Source organism: Saccharothrix xinjiangensis, assembly GCF_039527585.1.
Taxonomy (GTDB): Bacteria; Actinomycetota; Actinomycetes; order Mycobacteriales; family Pseudonocardiaceae; genus Actinosynnema; species Actinosynnema xinjiangensis.
Window position 1 is genome coordinate 131,130 of sequence record NZ_BAAAKE010000010.1, and the last position, 19,434, is coordinate 150,563.

Below are 19,434 nucleotides of genomic sequence, written 5' to 3' on the forward strand. Positions count from 1 at the left end.
TCACCCCGCTCGCCTCGTGCGCGGGCGGCACGTCCGCTCGCTCTCGCCCCGGTGCCGGCGGTGACGCCGGGGCCGGGGCGAGGCCCCTCCAACGCCGAGGCCGGTCCGGTCGTGGGATCGCTGTGCACCGGCTGCGGCGGCCTGGACCTCGGCGTGCTGACCGCACTCGGTGGCGGCCGGATCGCCTGGGTCGCCGACCCCGACCCGCACATCGCCCAGATCCTCGCCGCCCGGATGCCGGGCGTTGCCAACCTCGGCGATCTGCGGCACATCGACTGGCCTGCGGTCGAGCCGGTCGACGTGCTCGTCGCCGGATTCCCGTGCCAGGACATCTCCGCCGCCGGGAAGCGCGCCGGCATCGAGAAGGGAGGCCGCAGTGGTCTCTGGGTCGACATCGTGGCAGGCCTTCGCCTACTACGACCAGCGCTCGTCGTCGTGGAGAACGTCGCCGCGCTTCGCTGGCGCAACGGCGGCCTCCACCGCGTACTCGGCGACCTGGCCGAAGCGGGGTACGACGCGGCATGGCGTAGCGTCCGCGCCTCCGACATCGGAGCAGCCCACCGCCGCGAACGCGTGTTCCTGCTCGCCTGGCCCCGCGTGCCCCGGCCCGGTCGCGGAGACGGGGACGCCAGCCGCGCACGACGGCTCGTCCAACGGCACCACGGCCGCGAGCGGACAGGGTGGCCCGACGCCGCAGGACGAGCTCCGGCTGCTGCCGACCCCCAGGGCCTCGGACACCGGAACGGCGGGCCGCAAGGCCGGGCGGGGATTCCGTCCGCCGCTGTCGCAGCAGGTGCTCCCGCTGGTCGCGCCGGAGGCGTTGCTGCCCACACCACGCGCCACCGACGGCACGAAAGGTTGCCCCGCGCAACGAGGCTCCAAGGGCGACCTGATGCTGCCCTCGGCAGTCATCCGGCTGCTCACCCCGACCAGGGGCCGGGCAGGAAAGACCACCTCGTAGCCGCGCCCGACCCGACCGGCGGCTCCGCCGGCGAGGCGACCGTCCAGCCGTCGTCCGAGACGGTGGACTGGGGTGTCTACCAGCCGGCGATCCACCGCTGGGAAACCGTGCTCGGCCGTCCGACGCCGCACCCGACCCAGCCCGGCAACCACGGCCGCCCGGTGCTCGCACCCGCCTTCGTCGAGCACCTCATGGGCCTGCCTCCCGGATGGGTCACCGACCTCCCCCTGCCCCGCACCGCGCAGCTGCGGGCACTGGGCAACGGCGTGGTCCCCCAGCAGGCCGCCCACGCGGTGTCCCTGCTGCTCGACGACCTCGCCGAACTTCGCCACACCGACCCCCGGCCCCCGGCCGGCAAGGAGGTGCTCGCGGCATGACCGCACGAAACCCGGCGGCGCCCGATCGCGGACCCGCCCTGCGACTGCTGTCCCTGGGCGCCGGAGTGCAGAGCACCACCGTGCTGCTGCTGGCCTGCGAAGGCGAAATCCCGAGCTTCGACGCCGCGCTGTTCGCCGACACCGGCTGGGAACCACGCGCCGTCTACACCAACCTCGACCGCCTGACCGCCCACGCCGAACGCAACGGCATCCCGGTGCACCGGGTCACGGGCGGCAACATCCGCACCGACGCCCTCGACCCGAAGCACCGCTTCGTCTCCATGCCCCTGCACACCCTCAACCCCGACGGCACCCGCGGGCTCGCCCGTCGCCAGTGCACCAGCGAATACAAGATCATCCCGTTGAAGAAGACCGCCCGCGCACTGCTGGGCTACCCGCACCCACGCCGCGTGCCACGCGGGGTCTATGTCGAGCAGGCCATCGGGATCAGCATCGACGAGATCGGCCGCGCCCGCGACTCCGGGCTGCGGTTCCTGCGCAACGTCTTCCCGCTGATCAACCTCGGCTTCGACCGGGCGAAGTGTCTGGAGTACCTCGCCGAGCGGGGCTTCGGGCAGACGGTGAAGTCGGCCTGCGTCGGGTGCCCGTTCCACGGCAACGCGGGCTGGCGCTGGGTACGCGACCACGACCCGCACGGGTGGGCCGAGGCGGTCGAGTTCGACCGCGCCATCCGCCACGGCTACCCCCATGCCACCGGTCGAGGACAGCAGTTGCGCGGGCAGTACTTCCTGCACCGCTCCTGCCTTCCGCTGGACCAGGTCGACCTCGACGTGCCCGCGAGGGGCAAGCGGCATCTGCGCCTGGTCACGGCCGAGCCCGAGGGTGACGAGGACGATGACCCGGACGGCTGCTCGCCGTGGTCTTGCCGTTCCGGCGAACCGGTCACCGACCCGGCGCCGCACACCGGGCCCGGGGAGAGCGCGGCATGAGCGCAACGCCACCGAGGGCGGCGACGGACACGTCCTCGAAGGACACCTCCGCCGCGACGAGGCCGACATCGCGCCCGGCTCCATGGCGGCCCGTGGTCCAAGGGGTGGCGACGTCAATTGGGTACCTGCTCCTGCTCGTCGCGGCCAACATCGCCTCAGCGCACTGGCCGCCGCTGTCCTTCGGTGGGCTGTTGGTGCCGGCGGGCACGGTGTTCGCCGGAGCCTGCCTGACCGCTCGCGACCTGCTGCACGAGGCGCTCGGACCACCCGGAGTCGTCGTGGGCATCCTGGCCGGGACCGCGGTGTCCGCTGCGCTGGCCTCGCCCCGGATTGCGTTGGCGTGTGTGGTGGCCTTCACCGTCTCCGAGGCCCTCGACACCCTGGTCTACGCACGACTGCGCCACCGCGGCCGGTTGGGTGCGGTCGCGGGGTCCAACGCGGCGGGGGTCGTGGTCGACAGCCTGCTGTTCGTCCCACTGGCTTTCGGTGGACCCGCCGCCGTGCCCGGCCAGATCGCAGGCAAAGCGGTAGCCACCCTCCTCAGCCTGACCGTCCTGTACGCCACGGGTGCCGCACGTCGGGCAGGACGGCCGTGAAGTTCTACCTGGGCACCCACCAGCCGTCCTGGCTGGCCCGCGACCTCGGCGTGCCGCTGCTGGTCAGCCACCGCCGCCTGGCCGACCGCCGCAGCCTCCCGCGTGCCACCGATCCGTGGGCGCTGGATTCGGGCGGGTTCACCGAGCTGTCCCTGCACGGCCGGTGGCGCACCACCCCGGCCGCCTACGCCGCGGCGGTGCGCCGCTACGCCACCGAGATCGGCCGGCTCGACTGGGCCGCACCCCAGGACTGGATGACCGAACCCCACGTCCTGGCCCGCACCGGGGCGAACCTGCGCACCCACCAACACCGCACCGTCACCAACTACCTCCGGCTGCGCGACCTGGCACCCGACCTGCCCATCATCCCCGTCCTGCAAGGACAGTCCATCACCGACTACCACCGCTGCGCCGACCTCTACGAACACCACGACATCGACCTGGCCGCACTCCCGCGCGTCGGGGTAGGCAGCGTCTGCCGCCGCCAGCACACCGCCGAGGTCGAACAGATCGTCCGCTCGCTGGCCGCCCGCGGCTACCGCCTGCACACCTTCGGCGCCAAGGCCCTCGGCCTGGCCCGCTACGCCGACGTCATCACCTCCAGCGACTCCGCCGCCTGGAGCCTGCACGGCCGCTACACCCCCGGCTGCACGCCGAGCCACCGCAGCGAATCCAACTGCCTGCCCTTCGCCCTGCGCTGGCACGACCGCCTCCAACACGCGCTCTCCCCGCCCGCAGCCGACCACCCGAGACGCACGAACTCCACCCGGACCACGACAACCAGACCCACCGGACCGCGACCTGCCACGGCACCAACTGGCAGACCGGCGTCCCGACCTACCACCGGTCGCCGGCCGGTCCGACCGCACCCGAACCACTCCAGAAGGGCCACCGCATGAACGACACACGACGCCCACTGGGGCGACTGCGCCGCCGCGGCATCACCACATCCCGTTCCACAGAGGACCAGGCCATCGGAATACCCTCCGCTGAACCCTCGACGTACGCCGACACCCCAACCGTCCCGGAGCGATCCATCCTGGACCACACCGACGTGGTGCTCTACACCCCGGAACAGGCCGCGGCGATGTTGCAGGTCCGACCGTCCTGGCTGCGCCGCCGTGCCGCCGCCCGCGCGGTGCCGTGCCGCTTCCTGGGCAAGCACCTGCGCTTCGCCCGCGACGACATCGACCAGATCGCCGAGGCGGCCAAGCGGACACCGCAGACCCCGACAAGGGCGTTCACCCACACCGGTCGCCTTTCACGACGCGCTTGATTGTCTCCGAACACCACGCGTCCATATGTCCGTCAGCACCGCCGAACAGCACCGGAGACGATCGTGGCCTACGTCGAGCCAGCGGGAAAAGACCTGTGGCGCGTCCGCTACCAACGCGACGACGGCGCCCTGGCCTCCCTGTCCGGCTTCACCTCCAAGGACGCCGCCCAGGACAAAGCCGACAGCATCAACAAGGCACAACGCGGCGCAGGCCACCCCGACCCTGCCGCCGGACGGATGCCAATGGCCCAGTGGGCCGAGCTGTGGTTCGACTCCATCGACGTCGCCAGAACCACCCGCGCCCAATACCTCAGCCTGACCCGCAACCACCTCCTGCCCCGCTGGGGCACCAACCCCGTCGAGGCCATCGGCAACCTCGCGGTGCACACCTGGGCCAACCAACTCCGCGCCCGAGGCCTGGCGGTGAGCACCGTGAAGACCATCGTCAAGCTGCTCACGATGATGCTCGCCGACGCCGCCGACGAAGGCCTCATCCCCACCAACCCCGTCCGCCCCCGCCGACGCGGACGCCGCAACCGCACCCGCACACCCGAACGCCTCTGGGCCACCCCCGAACAAGTCCTGCACATCGCCCTGCAAGCCGCCCGCCTGGTCGGCAACTGGGCCGGCGTCCTGGACATCACCGCCGCCTGGACCGGCGCCCGCTGGGGCGAACTCGCCGGCCTGCAACGCATCAACACCCACCTCGACGACGGCTGCCTGGTCGTCGACCCCGACATCGGCTCCCTCCACGAAGTCGACGGCCGGCTCGAACTCGGCCCACCCAAAACCCCCGAGTCCGCCCGCACCATCACCCTGCCCCCGTTCCTGATCGACCTGCTGCGCCACCACCTCGACACCCATGACCACCCCCACGTCTTCGTCACCGCCGACCACCAGCTGCTGCGCCGCTCCAACCACTCCCGCCGCGCCATGCGCCCCGCGGCCGACGGCAACCGCCACCGCCACAACCCCGCCATCCGCCTGGACCCGGTCAAACCCGGCCTGACCTTCCACGGCTTCCGCCACAGCCACAAAACCTGGCTCATCGCCGATGGCCTGCCCGAAGTCGCCCAAGCCCGCCGACTCGGCCACAAACTCCCCGACAAGATCCAGGAGATCTACTCCCACGTCGCCCCCGAAGTCGAAACCCGACTCCTCAACTGCCTGCAGAAACGATGGACCGACGCCCTCGCCGGGTTCCACCTCACGACCAGCCCCGTCAATACCCCATGGTCCCCGCCGGGACTGCCCGAAGCCTGATGACATGCAGCCCACTGCCCGCCAGCTCCACCGCCTTCCCGGAAGACACCCCGCAGGACGCTGGCGACGTAGAGGGCGGTCACGCCGGACACCGTCACAAGATTCGAATGACGGTCAACTCCACGGCCCAGGGCCGGTGCCCACCCGTTGCCGAGGGCGGGCGCAGGGGCAGGACACGGGGCTGTGCGCCACCGTGCTCAGCATCGCCACCAGCGTATGAGACCGTGGACGCATGCAACTCTGGGAACGAGCGACCGACAGAAATGGAGTGAATGAGAAACACTGTTTCGGTTCGTAAACCTGCTGGTCGCGAAGCCTCGACCCCGCGCACGCGGGGGTGTTCCCCTCACGGATCCGGGTGTAGTCCGGCGTGGCCACTCGACCCCGCGCACGCGGGGGTGTTCCCACCGAGGCGATGATGCACGGCGAGCGTCCCGACCTCGACCCCGCGCACGCGGGGGTGTTCCGTTCTCCACCTCGTCGTAGCCGCGGCCGCCCTTCTCGACCCCGCGCACGCGGGGGTGTTCCGCGCCGGCGCACCCGGTCCGCACGCGGGGAGTGCTCGACCCCGCGCACGCGGGGGTGTTCCCCATGTGGTGGCCGGAGTTCCAGCGCGCGTTGGCTCGACCCCGCGCACGCGGGGGTGTTCCGGCCGGTTGCAGGATCTCGCGGGTAATGGTGCCCTCGACCCCGCGCACGCGGGGGTGTTCCGTGGCGGTAAAGTAGCGACAGCGAACGCCATCCCTCGACCCCGCGCACGCGGGGGTGTTCCGCTCGACTCGGTCAACCTGAAGAACAACTCCATCTCGACCCCGCGCACGCGGGGGTGTTCCCACGGCGTCGGTCACCGACAGGGCTTCGGTGGTCTCGACCCCGCGCACGCGGGGGTGTTCCCCCCATTAGATGGGGTTGCCCCACCCCCTGCTGCTCGACCCCGCGCACGCGGGGGTGTTCCGGGCAGGGGCACGTCGACGAACCGCTGCACGGGCTCGACCCCGCGCACGCGGGGGTGTTCCGATGGACAGCTGCCATGGAGTTCCTGCTCGGCACTCGACCCCGCGCACGCGGGGGTGTTCCCCTGACGATCACCGGCCGTCCCTGTCCCAGGATCTCGACCCCGCGCACGCGGGGGTGTTCCCCAGAACCGGACGCCGCCGCCGGTGGGCGACCACTCGACCCCGCGCACGCGGGGGTGTTCCCTACAGACCCGGGGAGCACGTCACGGTCGCGGGCTCGACCCCGCGCACGCGGGGGTCTTCCTCCCGCCACTCCGGCTTCTCCCACCACGGCCCCCTCGACCCCGCGCACGCGGGGGTGTTCCGCCGGCGACGTGACCGGGAGCATCCGGTTCGACCTCGACCCCGCGCACGCGGGGGTGTTCCCTGTTCGCCAGACAGGGCCCTGCCATGCAGCCGCTCGACCCCGCGCACGCGGGGGTGTTCCGTCGTGCACCCGGATGTACTGCGAGTGGGAGTCCTCGACCCCGCGCACGCGGGGGTGTTCCGCTGGAGATCCTCGGGATTGTCGGCTACCAGGGCTCGACCCCGCGCACGCGGGGTGTTCCATTGTGTCCTGCCTCAGCTGGTGTGGTGGAGGACTCGAGCCGCGTACCTGGGATGCGGGATTGTTTCGATCACGATAAGTCCGGAGTAGGCGATCCGGGCCTCATGCTTGGGTAAGTGGTTGGCATCCCGTGGTGGGCCGACTTCCGTCATGGCAGACCTGCCCTGTTCCCACTGGCACCTTGTGGTGCGAGGTGTGCTTAGTGGGATGGACAAGCGGTCTACTTGGTCTTGGTTGCGCATGCGCTCACGGGTGGCCAGCTGTGCCGCGCCGCTCGATACCCGATCCTGTTGCTTGTCGTTGGCCGCGAATAGATGACGGTCATGGCCGTTTACATGAGGAACGATCACAATATTCTGTCTCTCGGGGTGTAACGCGCTCGCCGTGTAACTCGATTGGGTGAACATCTTCTGATTTGATCGTTCGTGCGTTCGGGCGCGCAGAAGATGCTCCGCGTGTGAAGCGCTGTTGGTGCTGTAGTCCTGCGGCGTGTGCTCTTGATGTGTTGCCGTGGTCGAGGGGGTAGAGAGTGGTCGGCGCCGCCGCCATCGCCGCTGGCTTGGGGTATGACTCCGAGACCTGCGTTCGGTTGGGAGCGCTGTGGGGCAAGTCCCGCAAAAATGCGGGCGGAACCGTGAACCTGGTCTTGTCCCATCTTTTCGACACGGCTGCGGTCGCCGAGATGATCTGGGATCACTTTCTCGCCCGGTCGACCAAGGAGTTGCTGGACCGGGTGTCCGGCGGACGCGGGCGGATGTTCTTCGCGTGGTTGTGCGGTATCCACGACTGCGGGAAGGCGACACCGGCGTTCCAGGTCTTGGATGACGAGGGCGCCTCGCGAGTGAGGGCAACGGGGTTGTCCTGGTCTGCGGCGGTGCGGCCCGGTATGGGCTGGCGGCACGACCGGGCCGGTGCCCGCTTGGCGATGGACAGGCTGGCCGAAGCCGGGTGGGCCGGTGACAGCGTGGAGTGGGTCTGGCCGTTGATCGGGGGCCACCACGGGATCTTCCCGAGCCACCGTCAGGTCTGCGGTCCCAAGTCGCGGGGTGAGGGACAGGGTCGCGGCGAGGGTTGGTCACGGGTGCAGCGCGCGGTGGTCGAGGTGTTCACGCGGGCGGTGGGTTTTTCCGACCTCGCATCGGTAGAGCCGGTGGAGGCGCCGACCCGCGCCGAGCAGTTGCAGCTGAGCGGTCTGGTCGTCATGGCGGACTGGATCGCCAGCGACGAGCGGCACTTCGTCGGTATCGACGATCTCGGCGCGGTGAGCATGTCCTCGGCGCGCGAACGGGCCGGGAAGGCATGGCAGGCGCTGCGGCTGCGCGGTGGATGGGGACGGTTGAACGCCGTCGAAGGAGACGTGGTCGCGGCCCGTTTCGGGTGTCCGGCCCGGCCTTTCCAACGTGATCTGGTCGAACGCGCCCGGTGTATGCCGGCTCCGGGCCTGCTGATCGGCGAGGCGCCGATGGGAGAGGGCAAGACCGAGGCGGCGTTGGCGGCGGCGGAGGTGCTGGCGACCAGGTTCGGCGCCGACGGTGTGTTCGTGGGCATGCCGACGCAGGCGACCTGCGACCCGATGTTCACCCGCGTGCGCAGGTGGGTGGCCGGGGTGTCGCCTGGACTTGAGGATCATGTCGTGCTGTTGCACGGCAAACGGGACTTCAACGCCGAGTGGAAGAAGATGGTCGAGGCCGGTGGCGGAGACCCGGACGACTGGTTCCGCGGCGTCGGCGAGGACGAGTTCGGCATGTCGACCGACGATTACGGATTCGACGGCGGCCAAGCGGATCCTTCGGGGCCCGCGCAGTGGCTGTTGGGGCGGTTGAGGGGCTTGTTGGCACCGATCGTGATCGGCACCGTCGACCAACTGCTGCACGCCGCCACCTGCACCAAGCACGTGATGCTGCGTATGGCGGGGCTGCTGGGCAAGGTCGTCATCCTGGACGAGGTGCACGCTGCCGACGTGTACATGTCCCAGTTCCTGCACGAGGCGCTGCGCTGGTTGGGGCAGGCCCGTGTTCCGGTCATCCTCTTGTCGGCCACGCTGCCGGCTCACCAGCGCCGGGAACTCCTCGATGCGTACCTGACCGGCGCCCGTACCGGGGAGGCCGCCACACCGTCTTCGCCGCCGAGTGTCACGGGCTACCCCAACACCACCACCGCCTGCGTCCACGATGAGCCGCCGGTGCAGGCGACGCCTTCCGAGGGGTGGCGGACCTCGCAGCCCGTTCACGTGCGGACCCTGACCGAAACGAACGCGGGCGAAGGGGAGTTCGACGAGCTCACGGCCCTGCTGCGCGACCGCCTGTCCGACGGCGGCTGTGCGCTGGTCATCCGCAACGACGTGCAGCGCGCGCAGGAGACCTACCGGTGGCTGGTCCGCAGCTTCGGCGAGGACGTTCGGCTGCTGCACGGCCGGCTTGCCGTCGAGCCCCGCGCCACCCGCACCCAGGAGTGCCTGGACCTGCTCGGCGCGCCCCGCCGAGACGGCCCGAGAAGACCGGAGCGGATGATCCTGGTCGCCACCCAGCTCGCCGAGCAGTCCTTCGACGTCGACGCCGACCTGTTGATCTCCGACCTCGCCCCCGTGGACCTGCTGCTCCAGCGAATCGGCCGCCTGCACCGCCACGACCGGCGCGGCAGGCCGGCGAAGCTGGCCGATCCGCAGGCCGTGATCACCGGTTTCGACGCCCGCGGTGTCACCGCGCCGGGCTTCCTGGGCAGCAGCGAAGCCATCTACGGCCGCTACCTGCTGCTGCGCACCGCCGCCCTCGTCCTGGACGCCGAGCAGGGCAAGCCCTGGTCGATCCCCGCCGACGTACCCACCCTGGTCGAGGCGGTGTACTCCACGTCCGAAGGAACCGGCACTCCGTGGCCGCAGGATGAACAAGCCGCGAGGACCGGCTGGCAGCACAGCGAGCACGCACGAGCCACGACAGCCGGCCAGTACCTGTTGTCCGCCCACGGCCAGTGGTCGACCCCCACCCTGGCCGGACTGCACTACGCCCACGTCGCCGGCGCCGAGGAACAGACACGCTTGGACGCCCTCGTCCGCGACGGCGAGGAATCGGTCGAAGTGGTCCTGCTGCGACACGGCAAGCACGGCTACAGCACCTACCGAGGTGTACGACTGGGCATGCACGGTGAACGCGGTCCCGAATCGCTCGAAGACGTCGTCGCCGGGACCGTGCGCCTGCCCGCGAGCCTGACCACCGCAGCCCTCGCCCAACTCAAGCCCTTGTCGGAGTGGAACCGTCACCCCTGGCTCAAACACACCCGGGCCCTCGTCCTGCCGGAGGACCACGACGGGGTGGCCGAGCTCGGCGACCGGCTCGTGTCCTACGACCATCACCTCGGGCTGACCGTCCGACGGGTCGGGAAGGGGTCGACGCGGCAAACCCCGCCCAGCGGGGACGACTCCCGAACCAGCTCCCGAGCCAGCGTCAGCCAGGGGAGACCCCTGATCACAGGGACAACCAGCCGCGTCGACCTGTCACCAGGTTAATCGCCAGCTGGTACGACCACGACGCGGCCTGGCTAGGAGCTAGCGTAAGCTACTTCAATGATCTGCTAGCCTCATCTCGGAGTGTTCTTCCGTGGTGAGTGCTTCGCAGTCGTAGCCGGAGGTGGGCGTGGTGGCGGTGGTCGGCTCGTTGGTCACGGCGGGACTGTTGGCGTTGATCTTCAGGTGCCTCGTGGTCGTCATCGCCTTCCGGCTCGCCTCACGTGGTGACGCGACGGCGGTGGCTTCGTTCGCCGACGCGGTGGATGTGTGCCTTCGAGGGCGTCAACGGCGAGAGCGGCGTCGGATCGGCTCGACGGGCCGTCCGAGACAGGAGAAGGGGGAGGATGAACCTTCTGGATGATCCTTGGATTCCGGTGCGGATCGAGGGTTCCCGTATCGAGGTTTCAGGGCGGGACGCGATCCTGCGGTCGACCGAGATCCAGCAGTTGGTCGTGGACGTCCCGACGATGCTGCCGGTGTTGCTGCGGCAGTTCCTGCTGCCGCTGGTGCTGGACGCCTTGGGGGTGCCCCGGTCGGCGGGGGAGTGGAAGCGGTGGATGCGGGCTTTCACCGACGGCTCGCTGTGGTGGAGCGATGAGCGCCTGGCCGCCGAGGGCCGCGTCCGGGACGAGTGGGCCACGGCCAGGCGCGAGGCGTTGCTCCGGTACTTCGCCGAGCACCGGGAGTCCTTCGGGTTGTTCCACCCCGAGCGGCCTTTCGCCCAGGTCGCCGGGCTGCGCACGGCCAACGGCGACACGAAGTCGACGTCGTTGCTGATTCCGTCGATCGCCTCGGGCAACAACGTGCCGTTGTTCTCCGGCAGGACCGGTGATGATCCGCTGCCGTTGCGACCGGCGGAGGCGGCACGGTGGCTGCTGCACGCGCAGTGCTGGGACACCGCGGCGATCAAGAGCGGAGCGGTCGGTGATCCGCAGGCCAAGGCCGGGAAGACCACCGGCAATCCGACCGGTCCGCTGGGACAGCTGGGGATGGTCGTGCCGGTGGGGCGTTCGCTGGCTGAAACGATCATGCTGAACGTGCCGATCATCTACGATGGTCTGTCCGAAAAGGATGTTCCGCAGTGGCGTCGTGAGCCGTGGTCGTCGACGTGGACGTCGTCGCAGGCCGGTGGGCTCAGGGAGCTGTTGACGTGGCAGGCGCGGCGGGTCCGCCTGCACACCACGGACACAGCGGAGGGCATCCGGGTGACCTCGGTGGTGGTGGCGGCCGGGGATCGGCTGGAGCGGACGCCGCTGTTCGAGCCGCACACCGTGTGGAACGTCGATCCCAAGCCCAAGAAAGGGGCCTCGCCGTTGAGGCCGCGACGCCATGCCTCCGGGCGGGCGGCGTGGCGGGGCCTGGATGCGCTGCTCGCCCTCGGCGAGGGCAGCGCCAAGGCACAGACCAGCCGCCAACTCGAAGCGCTGGCCGAGGTGCTCGACCAGGACTACCCCCTGCAGGTGGTCACCGTCGGGGTCGAGTACGGCAACCAGTCCGCGGTGGTGGAGAACGTCATCGCCGATGCGATCCCGTTGCCCGCGGCGGCCCTGACGGAAGTGGCCGTTCGGGACGCGGTGATCCGGATCGCCGAACAGGCCGACCAGCTCGCACGGGCCACGAACCTGTTGTCGGCCGACCTGCGGCGTGCCGCCGGATCGGAACCACTGCCGTGGGACAAGGGACAGCGGCCCGGCGATAGGCTGCTGCACGCCCTGGATCCCGCCACACGCCGACTGCTGGAGAAGTTGCAGGTCCGCAGCGACCACGAGGCGGTGGAGGCGGTGTGCACGGCATGGGAGCAAGTGGCGTGGCGGGCTGCGTTCGACGTCGTCGAGCCGCTGTTGCGTGACGCCTCGCCGCGCCAGTTCACCGGAGTGAGCGACACCCGCAGCGGCAAGGAACTGACGCACTGCTCACCCCGGGCCGAGCTGTCGTTCCGCGCGAAGATCGCCCGGATCCTGCCGCTGGCGGCCGCGGTGTTCCGCCGCCCCGACTCCGATCCCGACCAGGGGAGTTGACATGACCGAATCCGACCGCCGACACCCGTGGTACTGGGAGAAGTACACCGACGACAAAGGTCAGTGGAGCCGCAAGGACCGCATGCCGCCGGGGGACGAGCTGGCCGCCCTGCGCCGAGGGCTGGGCAAACCCGCCGGCACGGTGCCGCAGATGTGGCGGTTCTACGAGGCCATCGTCAACGGGGAGAACTCGCCCCGCCTGGCCGCCGAGCACGCGGCGTTGAGCTTGTACGGGCTGCACCAGCAGTCCCGACGCACGCCCATGCACTGCCCGGGCGTGGGCTTGGGAACCGCACTGCTCCGACTGAGCAGGCAGGAAGGCGTCAGCGACGTGGCCGTCACCCGACGGTTCAACGCCGCAGCCACCTCCACCAGCGTCAACGAACTCGTCGCCCACCTACGAGGCCTGATCACCCAACTGCGGTCCCACGGCATTGCGTTGGACTACACGCGTCTGTGGCGCGATCTGCTCGACTGGTCCTTCCCGGACGGCCCGGCGCGGGTACGACGGCGCTGGGGCATGCAGTTCTACACCTGGCAGGCCACCGAGGCCGACGAACAGCAGCCCGCCTGACCGGGACGTCCACTTCGATTTCCGACCGTTCTTCGAATACCCCTTGGAGCAACGCCGTGCCCGACAACCGTTACCTCGACGTCCACGTGCTGCAGACCGTGCCTCCGTCGAATTTGAACAGGGACGATGCCGGGAGCCCCAAGCAGGCCATTTACGGCGGTGCGCGCCGTGCGCGGGTGTCCTCTCAGGCGTGGAAGCGCGCCACCCGCACCGCCTTCGCCGACCGGGTCCCCAAAGCCGACCTGGCCACCCGCACCAAGCAGATCTCGAGCCTGCTGGCCAAGCGGCTGACCGAGGCGCACGGCGCATCGGCCGAGGACGCCGCCCGCATCAGCAACGCCCTGCTCAAGCCGCTGGGCATCAAACCCAGCAAGAAGAACGCCGAACAGACCTCCTACTTGCTGTTCTTCGGCTATCCCCAGCTCGACGCCATCGCCGGCGCGGTGCAGGACCGCCTCGGCGAGCTGGCCGGGCTGGACGACGAGGCGCTGAACAAGGCCGTCGAGGAAGTCGACGTCAAGGCGATCCTGGGCGCCGGGCACCCGGTGGACGTGGCGCTGTTCGGGCGCATGGTCGCCGACATCCCCAACCTCAACGTCGACGCCGCCTGCCAGGTCGCCCACGCCCTGTCCACCCACCCCGTGGAGATCGAGTTCGACTACTACACCGCGGTCGACGACGAGAACACCCGCGCGGAAACCGGCGCCGGGATGATCGGCACCATCGAGTTCAACTCCGCCACCCTCTACCGCTACGCCACCCTCGGCCTGGCGCAGCTGGAGACCAACCTCGGCGGCGTCGGCGGTGTGCCGGAGGCGGTGGAGCTGTTCGTGGACTGCTTCGCCCGCTCCATCCCCTCCGGGCACGGCAACTCCTTCGCCCACCGCACTCTGCCCAGCCTCGTGGTGGTCGTCGCCCGCGAGGACCAGCCGGTCAACCTGGTGTCCGCGTTCGAGAAGCCGGTCCACTCCCGCTCCGGCGTGCTGGAGGAATCGATGACCCGCCTGGCCGCCGAACTCGGCAACGCCACCCGGAACTGGGGGCAGACCCCTGTCCGCACCCTGGCGTGTTACAACGGCACCGCAGAAGGGCTGGACACCGCGTTCGGCGCCTCCCGCCCCTTCCCCGAGCTGCTGACCGAGCTCAAGCGGTTCACCACCGACTGGCTGTCCGGGGACACCACGCGATGACCACCCACCCCACCCCGCCCGACACGAACACCTCCGAACGACAGGCATCCCACGTCGCGGAGACGGAGCCGGCCGACACCGCGGTGCTGTTGATGCGCCTGGCCGCCCCCATCCAGTCGTGGGGCCACGCCAGCGCGTTCAACCGTCGCGAGACCGCCGATCGCCCCACCAAGTCCGGCATCATCGGCCTGCTGGCCGCCGCCCAGGGACGCTCCCGCACCGACTCCATCACCGACCTCGGCGACCTGCAGCTGGGAGTGCGCGTGGACCAGCCCGGCACCCTGCTGCGCGACTACCACACCGTCAGCGACTATCGCGGCGTCCCGCTGCTGTCGGCGTCGCTGAACGCCAAAGGCACCCAGAAGCCGACCGGACCGGTCAAACACACCCACATCACCCAGCGGTTCTACCTGCAGGACGCGGTCTTTCTCGCCGCCGTGGCAGGACCTCGCGGCCTGATCGACACATTGCGCCACGCCCTGACCCACCCCGCCTTCCCGCTGGCACTGGGCCGACGCTCGTGCGTGCCGACCCAACCCCTGCTGCTGGCCGACCACACCCAGCCCACGGTGGCCGCCGCACTGCGCAACACCCCCTGGCTGGTCTCCGACCACATGAAAGACCAACTGCGCAGGCGTGGCAAGCTCCCCGCGGTCGTCACGCTGGCCACCACCGTGGACATCACCGACACCGCCGCGCAAGACGGACAGACCGCGGATGGCCAACCCCGAGACCCCGGCGGATCCGGGCATCCCGACGTGGCGCACGACCAGCCGCTGTCGTTCCACCCGCAGCACCGCAGCCGCACCACCCGCACCGTCCACCACGGCTGGGTCGACATCCCCACCGGAGAACCCGACGACGCCGGCCACACCGACCACGACCCGTTCGCACTGCTGGGGTGGTGACCGCATGACCTACCTGTCCCGCGTCCAACTCAACCCGCTGCGCCACAAAGGACAACACTTCCTGCGCAACCCACGAGCCCTGCACGCCGCCGTCATGGGCGGCTTCCCCGAACCCCCGCGCGAGGGCCGCGTCCTGTGGCGCCTGGACACCCGCGACCGCCGGGTCGACCTGCTCGTGCTCAGCCCCACCCGCCCCGACTGGACCCACATCGTCGAACAAGCCGGCTGGCCCGACGCCGAAGGCGACCAGGTCCTCGTGCGCGACTACACCCCGGCCCTGGGCCACCTGGCCGTGGGCCGGGAGTTCGCGTTCCGGCTCACCGCCAACCCCGTCCAGCTCACCATGACCCCGGACAAGCGCACCAAATCCCAGCAGCAACGCCACGGCGACAACCGGCCCCCGCGCGGATTCCGCCTCGGCCACCGCACCACCGCCCACCAGTTGGACTGGCTGCTGCGCCGCACCGACAAATGGGGCTTCACCATCCCCGCCTCCCGCACCGACACCGCCGCACCCGGCATGACGCCGCCAGCCGACACCACCGACCCGCGCGAAGTGCGCGTCGTCAACACCGTCCGCCACACCATCCCCAAGAAGAAGGACGACCTCAAGCCGGTCACCGTCACCATGCAGGCCATCACCTTCGAAGGCCGTCTCACCGTCACCGACCCCGACAAGCTGCGCACCGCCATGCTGGGCGGCATCGGCCCCAGCAAGGCATACGGATGCGGCCTGCTCACCCTCGCCCCCCTCCGTGGCGGCGCCGATGCCTGACATGTGGTGGCAGGCCCACCCCCATGACCTGCACCGCGTGGTCGACCGCGTCTCCAGCGTCTACGCAGAACGCACCCACGTCGACCGCGACGACAACGCCATCGTCCTGGTCAACAAGGAACGCACCGTCCGCGTCCCCGCCGCCATGATCGCCGTGGTCCTGTTAGGACCCGGAACCCGCATCACCCACGGCGCCATGCGCCTGCTCGGCGACTCCGGCACCGCCGTGTGCTGGGTCGGCCAGCACGGCGTGCGCATGTACGCCAGCGGCCAAGGCGCCAGCCGTGGCACCCACCTGCTCATGCGCCAAGCCTGGCTGGTCACCCGCACCACCGAACGCCTCGCCGTCGCCCGCCGCATGTACGCCATGCGCTTCCCCGGCGAGGACACCTCCACCCTCACCATGCAACAACTGCGCGGCAGGGAGGGCACCCGCGTCAAAAAGCTCTACCAACACCACTCCCAGCGCACCGGCGTTCCCTGGACCCGCCGCGAATACAAAGCAGGCGACGCCTTTGCCGCAGGAGACGACGTCAACCGCGTCCTCTCGGCCGCCAACTCCGCCCTCTACGGCATCTGCCACGCCGTCATCGTCGGACTCGGCGCCAGCCCCGGCCTCGGCTTCGTCCACACCGGCTCCGCCACCTCCTTCGTCATGGACATCGCCGACCTCTACAAAGCCGAACTCACCATCCCGCTCGCCTTCGACCTCACCGCCCAAGGACTCGTCGAAGAACGCGACGCCCGCACCGCCCTGCGCGACCGCATCGTCGAAACACAACTCCTGCACCGCATCGTCCGCGACGTCAAACACCTCCTCCTCCCCGACGGCCAAGAACTGCTCGACCACGACCCCCACGAACTCTGGGACGAGGAACTCGGTGCCGTCTCCGGCGGCGTCAACTGGTCGGCCGACACCGACACCTCACTCGGCGAACACATGGTCGTCATCGGCCCCGAGTTCGACGACACCCCACCCGCGAAGGTGGACTTTTGACCGTCATCGTCCTCATCGCCGCACCCGAAGGACTCCGCGGCCACCTCACCCGCTGGATGGTCGAAGTCTCCGCCGGCATCTTCGTCGGCACCCCCAGCCGCCGCGTCCGCGAACGCCTCTGGGAACTGCTCTCCGACCGCATCCGCGACGGCCAAGCCGTCATGACCGAACCCGCCGACAACGAACAAGGCTGGACCGTCCGCACCGCCGGCCGCGACCGCTGGTACCCCGTCGACTACGACGGCCTCGTCCTGTCCGCCCGCCTACGCCGATGAAACCCATGCCCTACCTACCTACCTACCTACCTACCTACCGCAACCCGAGTAAACAACAGTGAATGAGAAACGGTGTTACGGTTCGTAGAACTGTAGGTCATGAAGCCTGGACCTCGCGCGCTTGAGGGTGCTATGCCGCGTGGGTCGCTCCTGAAAAGCCCCGTGCACCTGGACCCCGCGCACGCGGAGACGAACGCCACGGGGCCAGGACGACCGGCGGGGCACGGAGAACGCTCCCATGTGCGCGGGGTCGCGGCGCAATTCCCGGACGGGGTGATCGGAACCTGGGAACACCCCCGCGTGCGCAGGGTCGAGCTGCAGGAAGACCCCGACCTGTTCGGCAATGGCGGAACACCCCCGCGTGCGCGGGGTCGAGCGGTCTACACCTGGTCCCGCACCTCGGGCCTGCGGAACACCCCCGCGTGCGCGGGGTCGAGATCGGGGGGCTCGTCACAGCGCTGGCCGGCGCGGGAACACCCCCGCGTGCGCGGGGTCGAGCGTGCGGGCCGACCAGTTCGCCGAGCGCCCGCAGGAACACCCCCGCGTGCGCGGGGTCGAGGACAACCCGGCGGTTCACCGCTACGTGGAACAGGGAACACCCCCGCGTGCGCGGGGTCGAGCTCACCCCGACCATGCGGTCCGCCGAGGATGGCGGAACACCCCCGCGTGCGCGGGGTCGAGTCGCGGGGCAGGGTGGCGGGCCAGCCGGTGGGCGGAACACCCCCGCGTGCGCGGGGTCGAGTCGCGGGGCAGGGTGGCGGGCCAGCCGGTGGGCGGAACACCCCCGCGTGCGCGGGGTCGAGTCGGGGTAGCGGTCGTGGTGGCGGGCGGCCCGGGGAACACCCCCGCGTGCGCGGGGTCGAGGCCGCCGGCTCCCTGGCCATCATGCCGATCGCCGGAACACCCCCGCGTGCGCGGGGTCGAGTTGAACCAGAACCGTCGCGACGTGCTCACCGAGGGAACACCCCCGCGTGCGCGGGGTCGAGTCCGCGCAGGCGTCCGGTGTGCCGGTCGACGTGGGAACACCCCCGCGTGCGCTGTGGGGTGTCAAAAGCTGGCTACATGGTCTGACCTGTGGTTAGGCGGCAGTGGGTTCGTACTCGTTGATCAGGCCGCCGAGGACTGGTCGGCGGCGTAGCGAGATGTGGCCCGGTTCTGGGATCGGCTGGTTCGGTCGTGGTGGCAAGAGTTGCAGTGCTCTGTGTGGTCTGCGGTGGTTGTAGTGGGCCGCGTAGCGGTTCAGCACGGCCCGCAGATGGTGCTCGTTGATGATGAGCAGGCGGTCGGTGACTTCTCGTCTGACGGTTCCGATGAACCTTTCGGCGTAGCAGTTGGCTCGTGGACACCGTGGCGGGATCTTCACGACCTTGATGGCTTCGCCGGAGAGGACCGCATCGAACGAAGTGGTGAACTGTCCGGCCCGGTCGCGGATGAGTAACCGGAAGTCGTCTGCCCGGTCACCCAGGTCCATGAGCAGGTTGCGAGCCTGTTGGGTCGTCCAGGGGCCATCGGGGTTGGTGGTGGCGCCGAGGATGTGGACGTAGCGGGTGGCGACCTCCATCACGAAGAACACGTAAACCCGCTTGAGGGTGAACGCGCAGTCGACGTGGAAGAAGTCGCAGGCCAGCAGGCTAGCGGCCTGCGCGCGGAGGAACCGTCGCCATGACATGTCGGTGTCGCGCCGGGGTGCGGGTGGTATTCGCAGGCGCTTGAGCACGCGGCGAACCGTTGAAGCGGCCACCCGGTGGCCGAGCTTGAGCAGCTCGCCCTGGATCCTGCGGTAGCCCCACGCGGCGTTCTCCCGGGCCATCTGCTCGATCAACGCCACCATGGCATCGTCGACTGACGGGCGACCGGTGCGGTTCGGGTGGGTCCACTTCTTCGCGACCAGACGTCGGTGCCATCGCAGGACGGTTCCCGGTGTCACCAACCGGTGATCATGCAGCCGTCGGGGGAGTCGGCGAACCAGCGCGGCGAGTACAGCACGATCGGTCCAGTCCAACCTCGGGCGGGGGTTGGTCCGGCGCAGCACGGCGACCTCGTGCCGCAGTACCAGCAGTTCGACGTCCTTGGCCGCGGAGGACCGGCTGAGCAGAACCAGCCAGTCGCCGAGCCGGACGAAGATCAGGTACAGCAGTCGTAACGCCACACCTCACGATCCTGCCCTCGAGGTCCTGCGTGCGCGATCGTCGCAGCTCAGCATCCCAGT

15 protein-coding genes and 2 CRISPR repeat arrays are annotated in these 19,434 nt (G+C 70.0%); of the genes, 14 read left to right on the forward strand and 1 reads right to left on the reverse strand.

What is annotated here, in order from left to right; genetic code table 11:
* Positions 1–51: 51 nt before the first annotated feature.
* The 14 genes from ABD223_RS22005 (at position 52) to cas2e (ending at position 17,225) form a co-directional block, all read left to right on the forward strand.
* The gene (locus ABD223_RS22005) at positions 52–1,338 is read left to right on the forward strand and encodes a DNA cytosine methyltransferase (RefSeq protein ID WP_344038246.1); all 1,287 of its coding nucleotides are present in this window, start codon (positions 52–54) and stop codon (positions 1,336–1,338) included.
* Positions 1,335–2,288 carry a hypothetical protein gene (locus tag ABD223_RS22010; RefSeq protein ID WP_344038247.1) on the forward strand — a complete coding sequence of 318 codons (954 nt, stop codon included), beginning with the start codon at positions 1,335–1,337 and terminating at the stop codon, positions 2,286–2,288. The genes ABD223_RS22005 and ABD223_RS22010 overlap by 4 nt, the downstream gene beginning before the upstream one ends.
* Positions 2,289–2,392: 104 nt before the next feature.
* On the forward strand, positions 2,393–2,884 hold the full coding sequence (locus ABD223_RS22015) for a VUT family protein (RefSeq protein ID WP_344038248.1): 492 nt from the start codon (positions 2,393–2,395) through the stop codon (positions 2,882–2,884).
* The gene (locus tag ABD223_RS22020) at positions 2,881–3,783 is read left to right on the forward strand and encodes a deazapurine DNA modification protein DpdA family protein (RefSeq protein ID WP_344038249.1); all 903 of its coding nucleotides are present in this window, start codon (positions 2,881–2,883) and stop codon (positions 3,781–3,783) included. Before ABD223_RS22015 ends, ABD223_RS22020 begins: the two co-directional genes overlap by 4 nt.
* A complete protein-coding gene (locus ABD223_RS22025; protein WP_344038251.1) occupies positions 3,780–4,160 on the forward strand; it encodes a helix-turn-helix domain-containing protein in 381 nt (126 codons plus the stop codon). The genes ABD223_RS22020 and ABD223_RS22025 overlap by 4 nt, the downstream gene beginning before the upstream one ends.
* A gap of 63 nt (positions 4,161–4,223) precedes the next feature.
* Positions 4,224–5,423 (forward strand): tyrosine-type recombinase/integrase, encoded by a 1,200-nt coding sequence (locus ABD223_RS22030; RefSeq protein ID WP_344038252.1) that lies wholly within the window; start codon positions 4,224–4,226, stop codon positions 5,421–5,423.
* 316 nt (positions 5,424–5,739) lie between these two features.
* Positions 5,740–6,988: direct repeats of the CRISPR family, unit length 28 nt; unit sequence CTCGACCCCGCGCACGCGGGGGTGTTCC.
* 527 nt (positions 6,989–7,515) lie between these two features.
* Positions 7,516–10,488, forward strand: a complete 2,973-nt coding sequence (gene cas3 / locus ABD223_RS22035; RefSeq protein ID WP_344038253.1) for a CRISPR-associated helicase Cas3' — start codon at positions 7,516–7,518, stop codon at positions 10,486–10,488.
* 263 nt (positions 10,489–10,751) lie between these two features.
* Entirely contained in the window at positions 10,752–12,506 is a 1,755-nt protein-coding gene (gene casA, locus ABD223_RS22040) for a type I-E CRISPR-associated protein Cse1/CasA (RefSeq protein ID WP_344038254.1), read from the forward strand.
* Between the two features lies 1 nt (position 12,507).
* Positions 12,508–13,080 (forward strand): type I-E CRISPR-associated protein Cse2/CasB, encoded by a 573-nt coding sequence (casB, locus tag ABD223_RS22045; RefSeq protein WP_344038255.1) that lies wholly within the window; start codon positions 12,508–12,510, stop codon positions 13,078–13,080.
* 56 nt (positions 13,081–13,136) lie between these two features.
* Positions 13,137–14,270 carry a type I-E CRISPR-associated protein Cas7/Cse4/CasC gene (gene cas7e / locus ABD223_RS22050; protein WP_344038256.1) on the forward strand — a complete coding sequence of 378 codons (1,134 nt, stop codon included), beginning with the start codon at positions 13,137–13,139 and terminating at the stop codon, positions 14,268–14,270.
* Positions 14,267–15,178: a type I-E CRISPR-associated protein Cas5/CasD gene (gene cas5e, locus ABD223_RS22055; protein ID WP_344038257.1), complete on the forward strand. Its 912-nt coding sequence runs from the start codon at positions 14,267–14,269 to the stop codon at positions 15,176–15,178. The genes cas7e and cas5e overlap by 4 nt, the downstream gene beginning before the upstream one ends.
* Positions 15,179–15,182: 4 nt before the next feature.
* Positions 15,183–15,953, forward strand: coding sequence for a type I-E CRISPR-associated protein Cas6/Cse3/CasE (cas6e, locus tag ABD223_RS22060; RefSeq protein WP_344038258.1), 771 nt, complete (start codon positions 15,183–15,185; stop codon positions 15,951–15,953).
* A gap of 1 nt (position 15,954) precedes the next feature.
* Complete coding sequence (cas1e, locus tag ABD223_RS22065) at positions 15,955–16,950, forward strand: type I-E CRISPR-associated endonuclease Cas1e (RefSeq protein WP_344038353.1); 996 nt, start codon at positions 15,955–15,957, stop codon at positions 16,948–16,950.
* Entirely contained in the window at positions 16,947–17,225 is a 279-nt protein-coding gene (gene cas2e / locus ABD223_RS22070) for a type I-E CRISPR-associated endoribonuclease Cas2e (protein ID WP_344038259.1), read from the forward strand. The genes cas1e and cas2e overlap by 4 nt, the downstream gene beginning before the upstream one ends.
* A gap of 287 nt (positions 17,226–17,512) precedes the next feature.
* Positions 17,513–18,273: a CRISPR direct-repeat array (repeat unit 28 nt; unit sequence GGAACACCCCCGCGTGCGCGGGGTCGAG).
* Between the two features lie 30 nt (positions 18,274–18,303).
* On the opposite strand, the gene ABD223_RS22075 is transcribed toward cas2e, so the two are convergent.
* The gene (locus ABD223_RS22075) at positions 18,304–19,374 is read right to left on the reverse strand and encodes an integrase core domain-containing protein (RefSeq protein WP_344038260.1); all 1,071 of its coding nucleotides are present in this window, start codon (positions 19,372–19,374) and stop codon (positions 18,304–18,306) included.
* Between the last annotated feature and the right edge of the window lie 60 nt (positions 19,375–19,434).